Raw genomic sequence first — 16,623 nt, 5'->3', positions numbered from 1 at the left:
GGTCGGCGTCCGGGAACGACAGGACAGCGGGCCGTGACGAGTGTATCCGGGCTGTTGCCGGCCACTTGCCGACAACAGGGTTCGGCCGGATGACAAGGGGGAGAGGCACGGGTGAAGCTTGACAACGGGATGAAGCAGGTGCTGCGAGCCATCAGTGCGGCGATGATCCTCACCGCGACCGCCGCGCAGGCGCAGGTCGCGGCACCAATCCCGCCGATGGGATGGAACCCCTATAACGCCTTCGACCTGAACTACGGCGAGGCCGAGGTGATGGCGCAGGCTAATCTGCTGGTTTCGAACGGACTGGCGCGGCTCGGCTACGATCACGTCAACATCGACGACGGTTGGTGGCTTCGTCGCGAGCACGACACCATCGAGGTCCGCACCGGTATCTATCCGTCCGCGGCATTGCCCGACGGCACCACCAGCCTGCGTCCGTTCGTGGACCGCCTCCACGCGATGGGGTTGAAGGCGGGCATCTACACCGACATCGGACGGAACACCTGTTCGCAACGCTGGCGACCGCACACCCCCAATCTGCCGGTGGGCAACGTCCGTCAGCGCGAGGTCGGCGCTTATGGGCATCATGCGCAGGACGCAGCTTTGCTGTTCGCCCGATGGGGGTTCGACTTCATCAAGGTCGACGCCTGCGGAGTCGGCGATTACGGCCCCGACGTGCCCGAGGTGAAAAATGGCACGTTCCGGGCATTCCCGCCGCTGATCGTCCGCGAGCAGCCCGCGCGCTCGAATGCCGCCGAGCTGGCGCGGCAATATGCCAGCTTCGCCGACGCGGTGCGTCGCGCGGCGCAAGGGCGGACGCCGCTGGTGTCGATCTGCGCCTGGGGACAGGCGGATGTGAACGACTGGGCGCGTCGTTACGGCCAGATGTCGCGGACCAGCTTCGACATCGCGCCGACCTGGGAGGCGATGCTGTTCAATTTCGACAGCGCCGCATCGCGTGCGCTGTTCGCCGGGCCGGGACATTGGAACGACCCTGACATGCTGGAGGTCGGAAACGGCGCGTTCGATGGCGAGCATCTCGTCGCGGCGCGCGCGCACATGAGCCTGTGGGCGGTGCTCGCCGCGCCGCTGATCCTCGGCAACGACCTGCGGCGGATGACACCGGGCATCGCCGCGATCATCGGCAACCGCGACGTGATCGCGGTCGACCAGGACGCGGCCGGGAACCAGGGCGTGGTCATATCGCGGGCCGGCGACGGCGAAGTTCTGGCCAAGGCGCTGTCCACGACCGGGCACAAGGCGGTCGCGCTCGTCAACCGCGGCAGAGCATCGCTGACGCTGGCAGTCGACCTCGCCGACCTTGGCCTGTCCTCGACCGCGCCGACGACGCTGCGCGATCTGTGGAGCGGTGCGTCGCGCAGAGTGAGCAACGGACGGATCAGCGTCGAGCTGGCACCACAGGAAACCGCCCTGCTGAAGGTGGAAGGCCGGCCCGCCGAGGACGATGTCGACCGAGCCGCCGACCTCCCGGCGCGCTTCGACGTCGCCGACGAGGGGTATAAGGCCCCGGACCGCACCCCGGCGCGACAATGGGTTCTCGCGCAGATCGGCTTCCGTCCCGACGGCCAGCCGCTGATGCGCAACGGGGCGCAGGATCATGCCGGCCTCGGCGTGACGGCGGGATCGCGCCTCCGCATCGATCTCGCCGGCCGCTATGATCGCGTGTCGCTCGATCCACGGACGCTCGGGAAGGCGACCGGCCCCTTCGCGATCCGCGTCGATGGGCGAACGCTGGTGGAGGGGGTCGCGTCGCAGCAGCCGCATCCGGTCGTGCTTCATGTCCGCGGCGCGCAGCAGCTCGAATTGATCGCGCCACCCGCGGCGAACGGCAGCACGCAATTCGCCTGGCACGACGTTCGATTCGTGAGGCGCGCAACGTCCCGGTCGTAAATATCTCCACCCGTCGCCGGGCGATGGCGCGCTTCGACGCGTCGACACGCGCCCTTTGTTCGTTATGGATCGGTGTCGTCGCCGTGCGTTGGCGGCGCAGCGGTGTTCCCGGCGTTCGAGGGGTGTCAGGTGGCAGATGTTGTCGTCAGCGATGTAAGCAAACGCTTCGGGCCGGTGACCGCACTGGCCCCGAGCGATCTTTCGATCGAGGATGGCGAGTTCGTCGCGATCGTCGGACCATCGGGGTGCGGGAAATCGACGTTGCTTCGGCTGATCGCCGGACTCGAGGCGCCGAGCAGCGGCCGCATCCTGATCGACGGGCGCGACGTCACCGATGCCGCGCCGGCCGATCGGGGGCTGGCGATGGTGTTCCAGTCCTACGCGCTGTATCCGCATCTGACCGTCGCCGAAAACATTGCCTTTCCGCTCCGCGTCGCCGGAATGTCGCGCGCCGAGATCGCCGAGCGGGTCGGCGCGGTGGCCGAGACGCTCGGCCTCACCGCCTTGCTGTCGCGGCGACCCCGCGCACTGTCCGGAGGGCAACGGCAACGCGTCTCGATCGCGCGCGCGATCGTCCGCGAGCCGAAGGTGCTGCTTCTCGACGAACCCTTGTCGAACCTCGACCTCGATCTACGCGTGCGGATGCGCCACGAATTCGCGCGCCTGCACGGCCAGCTCGCGGCGACGATGATCTACGTGACGCACGATCAGGTGGAGGCGATGACGCTGGCGAACCGCATCGTCGTGATGAACGCCGGCCGGATCGAGCAGGTCGGTGCGCCGCTCGCCTTGTACGACGCGCCCGCGACGCTGGCGGTGGCGCGCGCGATCGGATCGCCGCGAATGAACCTGCTCCCCGCCACGATCGAGGCAGGTGGTACCGACGCCGTCGGCGTCCGCCTGCCGAGCGGCGCGTTCGTGCCGGTGCCGGTTGCGGGCGAGACCGGCCAGCCAGTGACGTTGGGCGTCCGGCCCGAGCATCTCGTCGCCGACGCGGCCGGGCCGTTCACCGGCGCGGTCGAGCTGTTCGAGCGGCTCGGTCCCTTGTCGTTCGCGCATCTCGGATCGCCGGGCATGGGCTCGACAATCGTCGCACAACTGCCCGCCGACCGCCACATCGCGCTCGGCCAGACGCTAGCCTTCCGCGGGATCGCGGAGCGGCTCCACGTCTTCGGCGAAGACGGCCGCGTTCTTCCACAGCTCAGCCCTTGATGCTGCCACCCAGCAAGCCGCCGATATAATAACGCTGAAGTGCAAGGAACAGCATCAGCACCGGCAGCGTCGTGACCACCGCGGCGGCCATCATCAATTCGCCGTCCGCAGCATGTTCGCGCGAGATCGCGGCGACGGCGACCGGTAACGTATAATGATGCTGGTCGGACAAGACGATCAGCGGCCAGAGAAAGTCGTTCCAGCTCCCGAGGAACATGAACAGGGCGAGCGTCACCGTGATCGGCATTAGCAGCGGAAGCACGATCGAGACGAAGATCCGAACCTCTCCCGCGCCGTCGAGCCGCGCGGCGTCGATCATCTCGTCGGGAATTCCCAACGTAGCCTGTCGGACGAACAGCACCGCGAAAATCCCGGCGAGACTGGGCAGGATCACCCCGGCATAGCTGTCGACCAGTCCGAGTTCACGAAAGATGAGAAACAACGGCAGCATGGCCACCTGCCCCGGCACCACGAGGCTGGCGATCAGCAGCTTGAGCAACCGCTCGCGTCCGCGAAAGCGCAGCTTGGCGAAGGCATAGCCGGCCGGGACGGTCAGCACGAGCCCGAGCAGCGTGGAGATCGCCGCGACCAGCAGGCTGTTCCCCATGGCCGGCAGGATCCGGTAATCGAACCACGCGCCGTCAAATTGCCGGCGCGTGAGCAGTTCGTGATAATTCTCCAGCGTCCACCGGCTCGGCCAGAACGGCGGCGGGTAGCGGCTCGATTCGTAGCGCGGCATGAAGGACACCGTGACCATCCACACGAACGGCACCAGCGTGACGAAGGTCACGGCCGCGATGAGCGCGTTGAGGACGATCGCGCGCAGGCGAAGCGGCGTCACAGCCATTCGTAGCGGCGCCCTATCCGCGTCTGGATCAGCGTCAACGACAGGATCAGCAGCAACAGGACGAACGCCACCGTCGATGCCTGTCCGAGGTTCCACCATTTGAACCCCTCGTCGAACATGAAATACAGGATCGTGACCGTCGATTGCGACGGCCCGCCCAGCGTCATGACATAGGGCTCGGCGAAAAGTTGCAGGAAGCCCGCGACGCTCAGGACCGTGGCGAGCAACAGGGTCGGGCCGATGGCGGGCAAGGTGACGTGGCGGAACCGGGTCCACGCCCCCGCCCCGTCGAGCCGTGCCGCCTCCATCAGATCCTGCGGCACCGTCGCCAGCGCCGCGGTGAAGACGATCATGTTATAGCCGAAGACCTTCCATGTGACGAACAGCAGGATCGCCGGGATCGACCAGCGCGGATCGCCGAGCCAGTCGACCGGCGCCACTTCAATCTGCGCCAGCAGCCAGTTCAGCAGACCGAAGCGCGTGTTGAGCAGGAAACGCCACACCACCGCGGTCGCCACGATACCGGTGACATAGGGGGCGAACAGCGCCACTCGCCACAGTGGCTTCCAGCGCACGGTCGCATCGTTGAGCAGCAACGCGGTGAACAGCGACGTCCCGATCGCCATGGGTACCCCCAGCGCAGCGAAGACCGCGGTATTGCCGAGCGCACGCCAGAAGAGCGGCGTGGCGAGCAGGTCGGTGAAGTTGCCGAAGCCGACGAAGCGCAGATTGGACCAGTCCGCCAGCGCATAGATGCTGTAATCGGTGACGCTCAGCCCGAGCGCGAGGAGCGTCGGCAATACAAACACCAGCGCGATCACCGCCAGCACGGGGGCGGCGAACAACCAGGCGGATCGTTCCTGCCGGGTCACGCGATCTTTCCCGCCGCGACCAGCCGACGCCGCTGCGCGAGTAGCGCATCGACCCGCGCGTCCATCGCCGCCAGCCCTTCGTCGATCGTCAGCCCGCCGCGCACCACCCGCTCGGCGATGATCTGCACCTCGAGCCGGATCCGCTCCCATTCGACGATCGTCGGTTGCATTGCGGGTTGTTCCACCTGCTCGGCGAACGGACGGAGGACGGGGCCGGCAAGCTGCGCGCTTCGCCACGCGCTGCGCCGCGCTGGCAGCACGCCGATCATCTGCTGAAAGCGCAGCTCGCTGCTCACGGAGGTCAGATGCCGCGCCAGCGCCCATGCCTCGGCCGGTCGTCTGGTCGTCGTCGAGACCGCGATGCTGTTGTTGATCGCGGACACTGCCCCCGGTCCTCCGGGGCCGGGCATTCGCGCTACCCCCCACGCGCCGGCCGCGATTTCGCTTGTGCGGCGGTGCAGGTCGGTCAGCAGCGTCGGGCCGTTGGGATAAATCGCGAACCAGCCTTGCGCGAAAGCGGCCAGCGGGTCCTGCAGCTCGTTCGACGAGACGCGCGGGGCATAGCCGTCCGCGAACAGCGACACATAGAATGCCAGCGCATGGCGATAGGCAGGCGTCCGGAAATGGCCGCGCGTGTCGTTGTCGCGGAGCGGATAGGCGCCGGCCTGTCCCGCGAAGGTTATCAGCGTGTCCCACCAGTTCAGGAACATCAGCATCGTGTAGCGATCGGGATGCCGGCGCTTCAGCTTGGCGCCCAGATCGCGCCAGCCCTCCCAGCTCGTCGGGGCCGTATCGTACCCGACCTCACCCAGCAGATCGCGACGGTAGAACTGGACCTGGCTGCCGACCGACCACGGCATGGCGAAGGCGCGCCCCTCGTAGGTCAGCGGGCGCATCACGCCGGGAAAGGTGTCCTGCGCAAGCGCGGGATCGGGGAGCGGAGCGATCGCGCCGATCATCGCGAATTCGCCGGCCCATCCGGACGGCAGCATCATTACGTCGGGCAGCGACGCGCCGGCGCGAGCGGTGAGGTATTTTTCATGTGCGGCAGTGCCCGGCAGCGACTGCGTCTCCACCGGTATGCCGGTACGCGCCGAAAAGGCGGTCATCAGATGCGGGGCATAATCGCCTTCATAACCCGTCGCCCAGAAGGTCAGCGCCTCCGGATCGCGGCGCGACGTGCAGCCGGGGAGCAGCGTCGCCGTGCTGGCGCACGACAGCGCTTGCAGAGCGCGACGTCTCGTCCATCCCTCCCCTGCGCGATCGTTCATGCGTCAAGCTTGTGACAGCGATGGCCGGCGGCGAACAGCGAAAAGCTTGCTGGTCTATCTATATCGATAATTTATATTATTTCGGCGTGGAGCCGCAGCCGGTTTCGTTCGTATGCAAGATTGTGACAGATGCGGGATCACGGGACAGGCGCAGTCGGTCGAACTGGTCGCTCGTGAACGGAGGGGGCTGGTATGACGAAATTGCCGATCGGTGCGCTGTTGACGTGCACAACGATGCTCGCGCAACCGGCGCTGGCGCAGACGGGCCAGGCGATCCCGCCGGCAACGGACGCTTCGGCGACGTCCGGTGACACCGCTGACATCGTCGTGACCGGCTCGCGCATCCAGCGTCCCGATTACGAAGCGCCCAACCCGATCATATCGAGCGATGCGGCGGACATCCGTGAGTCCGGCAACACCAATCTCACCAACTTCCTCGTCCGGGTCCCGGCGCTGGTCAGCTCGCGTGACAGCACGCGTGCGGGCGGCGGCGATGCGGTATCGAGCGCGCAATTCGGGCAGACCGGGCTCAATCAGCTCAACCTCCGCAATCTCGGCGTCAACCGGACGCTGACGCTGGTCGACGGTCGCCGCCATGTCGCCGCCGAGGCGAGCAATGCCGCGGTCGACATCAACGCCATTCCGACCGACCTCATCCGGCGCGTCGACGTGCTGACGGGGGCAGTGTCGGCCATCTATGGGGCCGATGGCGTCACCGGTGTCGTCAATTTCGTCCTCCGCCGCGATTTCGACGGCGTCGCCGCCCGGGCGCAGATGGGTGTGTCGCAATATGGCGATGGCGCCACGCGCTTCGCCTCGCTGCTCGCCGGGCGCAACTTCGCCGATGGCCGCGGCAACGTGACGCTGGCGTATGAATATAGCGCCGAAGAACGGATCCCCTATGAGGCGCGCAAATACCTGCGGCAGGGCAATCGCAGATATCTCGTCCCCAATCCCGCCGATCAGCCCGACGATCCCAGGGTGCCGGATCAGATCCTGGCCGGCGATCTGCACTATACCTACATCTCGCCGCTCGGCGCGATCTTCGTCGGCGGTGAGGCCAATCCCAGTTTCGATGGGCTCGGCCGGCGCTATGATCCGGGCACGCCGATCGCTTATTACTGGCAGGGCGGCGTCAGCACCGACGTTCCGGGTTTCTATCAGGGCGATCTGGCACCCGGAATCGACCGGCACCTGGTCAATCTGCTGTCATCCTTCGAGGTGTCCGACGCCCTGAAGCTGTCGTTCGACGCCAAATATGCGCGCTCCAATGCGACGACCTTCGGGCAATATCCGGAGACCTATTACCTTCCGATCGCCCTGGACAATCCGTTCATTCCGCAGAGCATCCGCGCGGCCGCCGGTGCCGCGGGGGCGGAAGGACTGTTCTTCAACCGCGACAACAACGACTTCGGACGCCTCGGCGAAAACGATCTTCGCGAGACCTATCGCGGCGTTGTTGCAGCTTCCGGGCGGTTGTCGGATCATGCGACGTACGACGCCTATTACCAATATGGTCGCACCGACCTGCGCATTACCCGGCTCGGCAGCCGGTTGGCCGCACCCTATCTCGAAGCGCTTGATGCGGTGGCCGGACCGGACGGCACCGTGGTCTGCCGATCGACGCTGACCGATCCGGGCAACGGCTGCCAGCCGATCAACCCGTTCGGCGCCGGTCCGGCGACATCGGCACAACTCGCCTATTTCCAGCGGAACGACCGAAGCTTCGCCCGGATCGACCAGCATGTGGCGAGCGCCTCGATCAGCGGCGACTTCGGTCAGTTCTTCCGCCTGCCCGGCGGGCCGGTGCAATTCTCGTTCGGCGGCGAGTATCGGCGCGAGAGCAGCCGGTTCGATCCCAACGCCAATCTCGTCGCCGGCGCCTATTTCGGGAGCGACGAGCCCGCCGTGGTCGTACCGAGCCGCGGCAGTTTCGACGTCTGGGAAGCGTTCGGCGAGCTCAACGTCCCGATCGTGCGCGATCGTCCCTTCGCGGAATTGCTGTCGGTCGGCGCAGCAGGACGCTACTCGCGCTATTCGACGGTCGGCAGCACCGAGACGTGGCAATTCACCGGCATCTATGCGCCGATCCGCGACATATCGTTTCGCGGCTCCTATGGTCAGGCGGTGCGCGCGCCCAATATCGGCGAGTTGTTCCAGCCGCGCAGCACCTCGCAGGGTTTTCTCGACGACCCCTGCACGACGCGCTCGGTCGGCAACGGCACGCAATATCGCGAGGCGAACTGCCGCGCGCAGCTTGCCGCCGCCGGTCGGACGACCTTGCTCGGCGAGGGCGATACCGGCTTCGTCCTCAACGGCGTGTCGCAGGGCAATCTCAACCTCCGCCCGGAGCGTGCGCGGACCTGGACCGCCGGCGTCGTCCTTCGCCCGCGCTTCCTGCCGGGGCTGACGGCATCGGCCGACTGGTATGACATCGCGTTGAGGGACGCGATCACCACCGTGCAGGCCGGCGATCTCATCAACCTCTGCGTCGACCAGCCGACACTCGACAATGCGTTCTGCAACTCCTTCACGCGCGCGACCGGCACCGGCAGGATCAACAATTTCACCGTCGGGCCGCAGAATGTCGCGAGCTTCCGCACCGCCGGTCTCGATCTCAACATCAACTACAACCTGCCGACCGCGCGCCTTGGCACTTTCGACCTGCGCCTGATCGGCGGTTACCTGAACCGGCTCACGTTCATCGCGATCCCTGGCGCGCCGCCGACCAACAATCTCGACGCGTTCGGCGCGCCGCAGTGGAACGCGAACTTCGCCCCGACCTGGACGCTCGACCGGGTATCGGTGAACTACAATCTGCGCTGGTTCAACGCGACGCGCGCTTTCACCCGCAACGAAACCGCCGCCAATCCGGATATCGCCGCCGCCGAATATCTCCGCAATGCGCCGCTGTGGCAGCATGACCTGCAGATTGCCTATCAGGTCCCGGACGGCTTCGGCTTCTACGGTGGCGTAACCAACCTCACCGATCAGAAGCCGGATCCGGCCGCCTACGGCACCAACGTCCCGATCTCGCCGCTCGGCCGCTTCTTCTATATCGGTGCGCGGATCGGACTCTCCGGCCAGTAATCGCCTCCGCCGGCGGGATCGTGCGATTTCCCGCCGCAATCCCCTTGCCGCCACCGTCATCTTCCGTATCGTGCCGCCATGATGACCCGCCGTGAAATCGTCGCCTCTTCGCTCGCCCTCTCTGCCACTGCGGGAGCGGCCGCATCGCCACCGCGCGCCGGTCGCCTCAAACAGTCGGTAAGCCGCTGGTGCTATCAGAACATCCCGCTCGACAAGCTCTGCGAGGCGGCCGCACGCATGGGCCTGCAGGGCATCGACCTGTTGCAGCCCGCCGAATATGACGTTCCCCGCCGGCACGGACTGCGCTGCACGATGGGCTACGCCGCGGACATCATGACGATCCCCAACGGGCTCAACCGCCGCGAGAACCACGATGCGATCGAAAAGGCGTTCCGCGTCGGTATTCCGCAAGCGGCAAAGGCGGGTGTCCCGAACGTCATCGCATTCTCGGGCAATCGCAAGGGCATGTCCGACGAGGAGGGAGCCGCGAATGCCGTCATCGGGCTGAACCGCGTCAAGCGGATCGCCGAAGACCATGGGGTGACGATCTGCATCGAACTGCTCAATAGCAAGGTCGACCATGCCGATTACATGGCCGACCACACCGCATGGGGCGTGCGCGTCGCCGAGCAGGTCGGGTCGCCGCGTGTCAAGTTGCTCTACGACATCTATCACATGCAGATCATGGAGGGCGACCTGATCGCGACGATCAGGAAGAACATTAAATGGCTCGGGCATTTTCACACCGGCGGGGTGCCGGGGCGTCATAACCTCGACGATACGCAGGAGGTGAACTGGCACGCGGTGGCGCGCAGCGTCGCGGATCTCGGCTTCGAGGGCTATTTCGCGCACGAGTTCGTGCCGACGGGCGACCCGTTGACGGCGCTGGCGCAGGCGGTGCGCACCTGCACCGTCTAGCCCGGCCCGGGCGGACCGTGCTCCGCCAATGTCAGTCGTGCAGGATCGGACCGATCGCGTTGATCGTCAGTTGCAGGCTCAGCGCATGTTCCATCACCGGCCGTGCGCCCGCGCGGCCGAAACGGAACTGGTTGAGGTAGCCGATGTCGAGCATCGCCTTTCGAGTGACGAACGGCACCGTCACGCCCAGCATGTTGCGCATCCGCTCATAGCCCGATCGTTGCCCCCACCGCGTCGAATTGGGGAGGATGAAGCTCTCGTGCGACGCGAAGAACGCGAGTCGCTTACTCGACAGCGGAAAGTTGCGACGAAGCAGCGGCCGAATCCGCACGCCGACCTGGTCGCCGCCGGGATTGAACCGCTCGTCGACGCGAAAGCGCGCGAACAGCTTGCCGTGCGTCACGACCATCTGCTGCCGGAGCCGGTTCTCGTGCACCGACGGACCGGTCGCGCTGAACAGCCCCACGCGCCGGTAGCCGACGCCGAACTCGATGGCCTTGCTGGTCTTCCAGCCGAGCAAGGCGCCATATTCGGTCTGGCTGATCCCGTCGGCGCGATCGCCCCAGCGCCCGATCTGCTCGAGCGTGACCCGCACCTCGGGGGTGAGGGGTACGTTGACGTTGACCTGTTCCCAGAATTGCTCGTCCTCGATCTGCGCCTGCGCCGGTACGGCGAACAGCAGCGCACCGGGCACAATCGCCGCGCAACGCAAAAGAGACACGAACACCCCCCAAGGTTCTTCCCCGCTCCCATAGCGGCACCGTGCCTTTTGCCGATCCGCCGCGCAGCACAATCCGCCCGGTCGGCGCTCATCGTATAAACACCGGCATCTGCCGCAAAAACATTGCTGCTATGAAGCTCAGCCGCCGGTTAGACCTCGATCCCGCCGGTCGCGGGACAGGCCCGGCGCGCATTGCCCGCTATCGACGTTCGGCGGGGACCGGCAGCGGAGCCGGGAGGGAGACGAGATGAATCTTGCACAAACGCTTGCCGACATCGCCGCTGAGATCGAAGATCAGGCTGCGGCCATCGAGGGCGAGGCCGACGCCAAGCACCCCGATGCCATACCCGGCCCGTTCGGGATCGCGGTCGCGACTTGCGATGGCAACGTCGTCAGTGCGGGGTCGCGCGACCTCTTCCCGATCCAGAGCATCGGCAAGGTGTTCGCGGTCGATCTGGCGCTTCGCGCGCGCGAGGATCGCGTCTTCGAGCGCGTCGGGCGTGAACCGTCGGGCGATCCGTTCAACTCGCTCGTCGATCTGGAGCGAACCCACGGCCTGCCGCGAAATCCGTTCATCAATGCGGGCGCGCTCGTCGTCGTCGACATGCTCGTCGAGGAATATGGCGCGACCGCGTGCGACAAGGTCGTCGATCTGATCGCGGCCGGGATCGGCCATGCGGTACGGTTCGATGACGAGGTGCTGACCGAAGGCGGCGATCTCAATCGCGCGATGCTGAGCTTCATGCGCCATCATGGCAATCTTCACGCTTCGGATGATGCGGTCATGCACGCCTATGCGCGGCAATGCGCGATCACGCTGGACGTCGCCGACCTCGCGCGCGCCGGGCGTTTCCTGGCCACCACGCGGCGGCGCCCGGACGAAGCCGCGGCGGATTGTCGCGCGCGGCAAACGCGAACGGTGCTCGCGCTCATGATGACGTGCGGCCATTACGATGCATCGGGTGACTTTGCGGTGCGGGTCGGATTGCCCGCAAAGAGCGGCGTCGGCGGCGGCATATTGGCGATCGCCCCACAGCTCGCATCGATCGCCGCCTGGTCGCCCAATCTCGACCAGCACGGCAATTCGATCCTCGGCGTGCGGGCGCTGGAGATGCTGGTGGCGCGCACCGGCTGGTCGGTGTTCGGGCCGCCGCTCGAAGATGTCGGATAGTGGGTCGAACGTCGCAGTGCGACCGGCACCTCCGCCGTGGACGCCGCCACGATAAACGCTAAACAGCGTCGGAGGATCGCGCATCGCCGACGATCGCGGGGAGGACAATCAATGACGTTGCAAACGATCGATCTGGTCGTGGTGATCGGCTATGCGATCGGCATCTTCGTGCTCGCGCAATGGGTCAGCCGCGACAAGGCCGGCGAGAGCAAGGACACGTCGGACTATTTTCTCGCGTCCAAGGCGCTGCCATGGTGGGCGGTGGGCGCGTCGCTGATTGCCGCCAACATCTCCGCCGAGCAGATCGTCGGGATGGCGGGCTCCGGCTATGCGATCGGGCTGGCGATCGCGTCCTATGAATGGATGGCCGGCGCTACGCTGTTGATCGTCGGCAAGTTCTTTCTGCCGATCTTCCTCCACAACCGCATCTACACGATGCCGCAGTTCCTCGAGCAGCGTTACGGCACGTCGATCCGCACGATCATGGCGGTGTTCTGGCTGGCGCTATACATCTTCGTCAATCTGACCTCGATCATCTGGCTGGGGTCGATCGCGGTGACGCAGGTGGCGGGGATCAACCAGGACCTGGCGCTGGTCGGGCTTGGCGCCTTCGCGGTATTGTATCAGTTGCGTGGCGGGCTGAAGGCGGTCGCGCTCACCGATATCGTGCAGGTGACGCTGCTGGTGTTCGGCGGGCTGCTCGTCTCCGCGCTGACGTTGCGCGCGATCGGTGGCGATGCGGGGATGATCGGTGGCTTCACGGAGCTGACGCGGCGCGTTCCCGACCACTTCCACATGATCCTGTCGCCCGACAATCCGCATTACAAGGATCTGCCGGGGCTCGCGGTGCTGATCGGTGGCATGTGGATCGCGAACCTGAGCTATTGGGGGTTCAACCAATATATCATTCAGCGCGCGCTGGCCGCCAAAAGCCTGCCGGAGGCGCAAAAGGGGATCGTGTTCGCAGCGTTCCTGAAGCTGCTGATGCCGCTGGTGATCGTGCTGCCCGGCATCGCGGCGGTCGTGCTGGCACCGGATCTCGCCAAGCCCGATGAGGCTTATCCCGCGATGCTGCGCCTGCTACCGCCCGGGCTGCTCGGGCTGGTGTTCGCGGCGCTGATCGCGGCGATCATCGCCTCGACCGCATCGAAGATCAACGCGATCGCGACGATCTTCACGCTCGACCTGTACGCCAAGCAGTTCAGCCGCCCGACCGCCGCCGAGGACGGACGCGCCGACCCGGCGCAGGAGCGAAGGCTGGTGCTGGTCGGGCGGATCGCGGCGTGCGTGTCGATCGTGATCGCGATGCTCACCGCGCGGCCGCTGATCGGGCAATCGGATCAGGCGTTCCAGTTCATCCAGGAATTCTCGGGCTTCTTCACGCCGGGCATCACCGTGATCTTCCTGCTGGGACTGTTCTGGAAGCGCGCCAACGAGGCGGGGGCGATCGGCGCGGCGATCGCGTCGGTGGTGCTGTCCTATGTGCTGCGCGCGGCGCTGCCGGACCTGCCGTTCCTCAACCGCATGAGCCTCGTCTTCTTCCTGAGCCTCGCGCTGGCGGTGGTGCTGTCGCTGCTGGTCCAGTCGAGGGCCGACGCCAACCGCGTCACGGTGCAGGATGTCGATTTCCGCACCACCACCGGGTTCAACGTCGCCTGCCTCGGCATCGTGCTGATCCTGATCGCGCTCTACGCGACCTGGTGGTGAGACCGCTTCGGGGCGGAGGGCCGTTGCCCCCCGCCCCGTCGCGATCAGAACTTCACCCCGATCCGCGCATAACCGAACTGGTCGGGCAGATCGTAGGTGGTGGGATCGAACCCGCCGCAGCTCAGACAGTCCGGCGCACGCTTGCCGAGGATGTTGTTGACCCCCAGCGTGAGCGTCAGCCGCTCGTCCCACATCCCCGGCGTCCAGCCGACCTGCGCATCGAGGTAGAGCGTCGGGCGCATGACATGATTGTCGTACGCCGGCTCGACCACGCGCCCGATATAGCGGCCGGTGATCGATGCGAGGAACGTCGGGCTCGACCAGTCGATCGTCGCATTGCTCTTGAAGCGCGGATAGGCCTGATCGCCGCGCTCGGTGCCCTGCCGGCGGACGGTCTGGCTGCCGTCGGCGGTCGGCAGGGTGGTCGAATATTCGAACAGGAAGTTGTTCGACCACAACAGCCCGAACGTCCCTGCCCCGACCGACGGCGAGCGCCACGTCAGGATCGCGTCGAGCCCTTCGCTCTTGAGCGAGGCGATGTTCTGGAGCAGTCCGCGGATCTGCGTGATCGCCCCCGAGGTGGAACGCGTAATCGCGCCGCACGCGACCGGATCGTTGGTCTGTGTGCAATTGGCGAGCAGCACGTCGGCTCCGATCGACGAAATCGCATTGTCCACCTTGATCGTGTAATAATCGACCTCGAGCGACAGGCGACCGACACCGCTCGCCCATGACGGGCTGTAGACGCCACCGACGATCCAGCTTTCCGATGTTTCCGCCTTCAACGCGCGATTGCCGCCGGTGAGGATCGGCAATTGCTGGTTGGTCTGTACATAGCCGGCCGGAATTCCCTGCGCGGCGCAATTCTGCCGCACCGTCGCCGACGTGCCGGTCGCGTCGGCGGAACACGGATCGATCACCCCGCCATCGAACCGAGACGGCGTGCCGAACAGCTCGCCGATCGAGGGCGCGCGGAAGCCCTGCGCCCAGGTGCCGCGCAGCCGCAGGTCGTCGAAAGGCTTCCAGCTGACCCCCGCTTTCATCGTCGTGCGACTGCCGCTGGTCGAATAATCCGAATAGCGTGCTGCGAACGATCCTTCGAGCAGCCGGAACAACGGCACGTCCTTGAGCACCGGGATGCTCAATTCGCCGTACACTTCGTTGACGTCGAAGCTGCCGCTGGTCGCCTGCGCCGGAATGTCCGAGCCAAGCCCGGCGGCGACGAGCGGATCGGGCGTAAACGAGCCCGATTGCCGCCGATATTCATACCCGGCCGCCAGCCCGAGCGGCCCCGCTGGCAGCTCGAACAGCGTGCCGGTGACGTTGAAGGTCGCGTCGACCATCGCCTGTTCGCTGCGGTCGCGTTGCTGGAAGGTGATGTAATCGATCATCGCCGGCGTGATCGAACCTTCGCCGCCGAAGATGTTGAACGGCACGCACGCCCCGGTGCAGTCGGCGACCGGGCCGAGCGCGCGGGCGAGATTGGCGGCGTTGACGTTGCCCTGCACCACCTGCTTGGCGGTATTCGAGGCATAGATGACGTTGGCGTCCCAATACCAGGTGCCGCTGCCGACCGCGAACTTTCCGTCGAGCGTACCGCCGAGGTACATCGTCTCGACCTTTTGGCTGTAACGCCGCGGGCCATTCTCGACGAACCGGCGCCCGATGAAGTCGTAATTGCGCGGCAGGCCGGCGTTGCCGGTCGCGAGCGTGACCCCGAACGGATTGTACGGATTGGTCCCGTCGATCGAGATCGTATCTAGCAGATTGCCGTTGCCCGCATCGGGACCGACGAACAGCGGCAGCGGCGCAGCCTGATTGTCCGAGGTGCGGCGATTGTAGATCATCCGCGTCGTCAGCCGGACCTTGTCGCCGAGATCACCCTGAAAGTTGACGAAGGCGCCGAACCGCTCCTGCGGCGTCAGCAGATAATTGTACGGGCGGAAGTTGAAGCGGTCGGCGACCGTGAACTCCTTGAAGTCGCTGTTCGCACCGGTCGGGTCGGCGGGGTCGAAGCGCGGACGGCCGAGCGGGTTCGACTTGAGCGTCAGGTTCATGCCGGTGCCCGTCACCGGATTGTTGATGAGGAAGCGGCCATTGGGCGTGCCCGAGCTGCAGCTGGTGGTACAGGCGGTCGCGCCCGGGTCCGGGAAGGCGTAATAGCTGCGGTCGCCCGCGAACACCGAACCCTGTTTGATGTAGTTCGCACCGGCGACGAACGAGATGCCCGCTTCCTCGTCTCGGTGGCCCCAGCTGAGCTGATAATTCTGCGTCACGCCGTCACCCTGCGGATAGGCCCCGCCCTGCGCCGAGACGACGAAGCCGTTCTGACGCTTTTTGGTGATGATGTTGACGACGCCGGCGATCGCGTCGGAGCCGTAGATCGTCGACGCACCGTCGCGCAGGACCTCGACGCGCTCGATCATGCTGTCGGGAATCGCGTTGAGATCGACCGCGCCGGGCACGCCGCTCGCCGCGCTGCCGTTGATGAAGCGCAGCCCATCGACGAGCACCAGCGTGCGGCGGCTGCCGAGATAGCGCAGGTCGATTTCGGACGAGCCCGCGCCGACGCCGCCGCCATCGGGCGGATTGCCGTTGTTGCCGGAGCGGTTGAAGCGGGAGTTGAGCCCGCCCGCCGCCCCCGGCAGCCGTTGCAGCACGTCGGCGATCGACGACAGGCCGGTGCGCGCGATATCGGCATTGTCGAGCGTGGTCACCGGCGCTGCCTGTGCGAGCGGGTTCTGCCGGATGCGCGATCCGGTGACGACGACCGTCTCGCCCTCGCCGGGATCGTTCGCTGGATCGGCGGCGGTTTGTGCGGTCGCCGGCAGCGCGGCCAGCAGCGCGCACCAGGCGACGCCGATGGTGGCGCGTCGCCGCGCGGTGGTGTTCTTCCCGGTCAT

Annotated in this window: 11 protein-coding genes; 6 read left to right on the top strand and 5 right to left on the bottom strand. The window is 66.2% G+C overall.

Annotation, left to right across the window (positions count from 1 at the left end):
- The first annotated feature begins 111 nt into the window (after positions 1–111).
- Positions 112–1,911, top strand: a complete 1,800-nt coding sequence (locus FHS97_RS00340; RefSeq protein WP_184032330.1) for an NPCBM/NEW2 domain-containing protein — start codon at positions 112–114, stop codon at positions 1,909–1,911.
- A 174-nt stretch (positions 1,912–2,085) separates the two neighbouring features.
- Entirely contained in the window at positions 2,086–3,123 is a 1,038-nt protein-coding gene (locus tag FHS97_RS00335; protein WP_343053333.1) for an ABC transporter ATP-binding protein, read from the top strand.
- Here the strand turns inward: FHS97_RS00335 and FHS97_RS00330 are convergent.
- Genes FHS97_RS00330 through FHS97_RS17320 form a run of 3 tightly spaced genes read right to left on the bottom strand, consistent with a single transcriptional unit; the run spans position 3,113 to position 6,113 of the window.
- The gene (locus FHS97_RS00330) at positions 3,113–3,964 is read right to left on the bottom strand and encodes a carbohydrate ABC transporter permease (RefSeq protein WP_311770314.1); all 852 of its coding nucleotides are present in this window, start codon (positions 3,962–3,964) and stop codon (positions 3,113–3,115) included. The two genes, FHS97_RS00335 and FHS97_RS00330, sit on opposite strands and share 11 nt — an antisense overlap.
- Positions 3,961–4,815 carry a carbohydrate ABC transporter permease gene (locus FHS97_RS00325; protein ID WP_246346352.1) on the bottom strand — a complete coding sequence of 285 codons (855 nt, stop codon included), beginning with the start codon at positions 4,813–4,815 and terminating at the stop codon, positions 3,961–3,963. Before FHS97_RS00325 ends, FHS97_RS00330 begins: the two co-directional genes overlap by 4 nt.
- 23 nt (positions 4,816–4,838) lie before the next feature.
- On the bottom strand, positions 4,839–6,113 hold the full coding sequence (locus tag FHS97_RS17320; protein WP_246346351.1) for an extracellular solute-binding protein: 1,275 nt from the start codon (positions 6,111–6,113) through the stop codon (positions 4,839–4,841).
- A 192-nt stretch (positions 6,114–6,305) separates the two neighbouring features.
- Between FHS97_RS17320 and FHS97_RS00320 the strand changes: the two genes are divergently transcribed.
- Positions 6,306–9,203: a TonB-dependent receptor plug domain-containing protein gene (locus FHS97_RS00320; RefSeq protein ID WP_246346350.1), complete on the top strand. Its 2,898-nt coding sequence runs from the start codon at positions 6,306–6,308 to the stop codon at positions 9,201–9,203.
- A gap of 81 nt (positions 9,204–9,284) precedes the next feature.
- On the top strand, positions 9,285–10,121 hold the full coding sequence (locus FHS97_RS00315; RefSeq protein ID WP_184032327.1) for a hydroxypyruvate isomerase family protein: 837 nt from the start codon (positions 9,285–9,287) through the stop codon (positions 10,119–10,121).
- 31 nt (positions 10,122–10,152) lie between these two features.
- Here the strand turns inward: FHS97_RS00315 and FHS97_RS00310 are convergent, their stop codons facing one another.
- Positions 10,153–10,842 (bottom strand): DUF2490 domain-containing protein, encoded by a 690-nt coding sequence (locus tag FHS97_RS00310; RefSeq protein WP_343053332.1) that lies wholly within the window; start codon positions 10,840–10,842, stop codon positions 10,153–10,155.
- Positions 10,843–11,089: 247 nt separating this feature from the next.
- On the opposite strand from FHS97_RS00310, the gene glsA reads away from it, so the two are divergent.
- A complete protein-coding gene (gene glsA, locus FHS97_RS00305; RefSeq protein ID WP_184032325.1) occupies positions 11,090–12,013 on the top strand; it encodes a glutaminase A in 924 nt (307 codons plus the stop codon).
- A 111-nt stretch (positions 12,014–12,124) separates the two neighbouring features.
- On the top strand, positions 12,125–13,720 hold the full coding sequence (locus FHS97_RS00300) for a sodium:solute symporter family transporter (protein WP_184032324.1): 1,596 nt from the start codon (positions 12,125–12,127) through the stop codon (positions 13,718–13,720).
- Between the two features lie 44 nt (positions 13,721–13,764).
- Here FHS97_RS00300 and FHS97_RS00295 read toward each other — a convergent pair whose 3' ends face one another.
- A complete protein-coding gene (locus FHS97_RS00295; RefSeq protein WP_184032323.1) occupies positions 13,765–16,623 on the bottom strand; it encodes a TonB-dependent receptor domain-containing protein in 2,859 nt (952 codons plus the stop codon).

The sequence above is a fragment of the Sphingomonas endophytica genome (assembly GCF_014199415.1).
In the GTDB taxonomy this organism is placed as follows: domain Bacteria; phylum Pseudomonadota; class Alphaproteobacteria; order Sphingomonadales; family Sphingomonadaceae; genus Sphingomonas; species Sphingomonas endophytica.
This window is presented reverse-complemented; position numbering and strand designations above follow the sequence as displayed.

Excerpts from the sequence above, each read along its gene's own strand:
- FHS97_RS00315 (WP_184032327.1), top strand. The coding sequence starts at position 9,285 with ATGACCCGCCGTGAAATCGTCGCCTCTTCGCTCGCCCTCTCTGCCACT.
- FHS97_RS00320 (WP_246346350.1), top strand. The coding sequence starts at position 6,306 with ATGACGAAATTGCCGATCGGTGCGCTGTTGACGTGCACAACGATGCTC.
- FHS97_RS17320 (WP_246346351.1), bottom strand. The coding sequence starts at position 6,113 with ATGAACGATCGCGCAGGGGAGGGATGGACGAGACGTCGCGCTCTGCAA.
- FHS97_RS00300 (WP_184032324.1), top strand. The coding sequence starts at position 12,125 with ATGACGTTGCAAACGATCGATCTGGTCGTGGTGATCGGCTATGCGATC.
- FHS97_RS00295 (WP_184032323.1), bottom strand. The coding sequence starts at position 16,623 with ATGACCGGGAAGAACACCACCGCGCGGCGACGCGCCACCATCGGCGTC.
- glsA (WP_184032325.1), top strand. The coding sequence starts at position 11,090 with ATGAATCTTGCACAAACGCTTGCCGACATCGCCGCTGAGATCGAAGAT.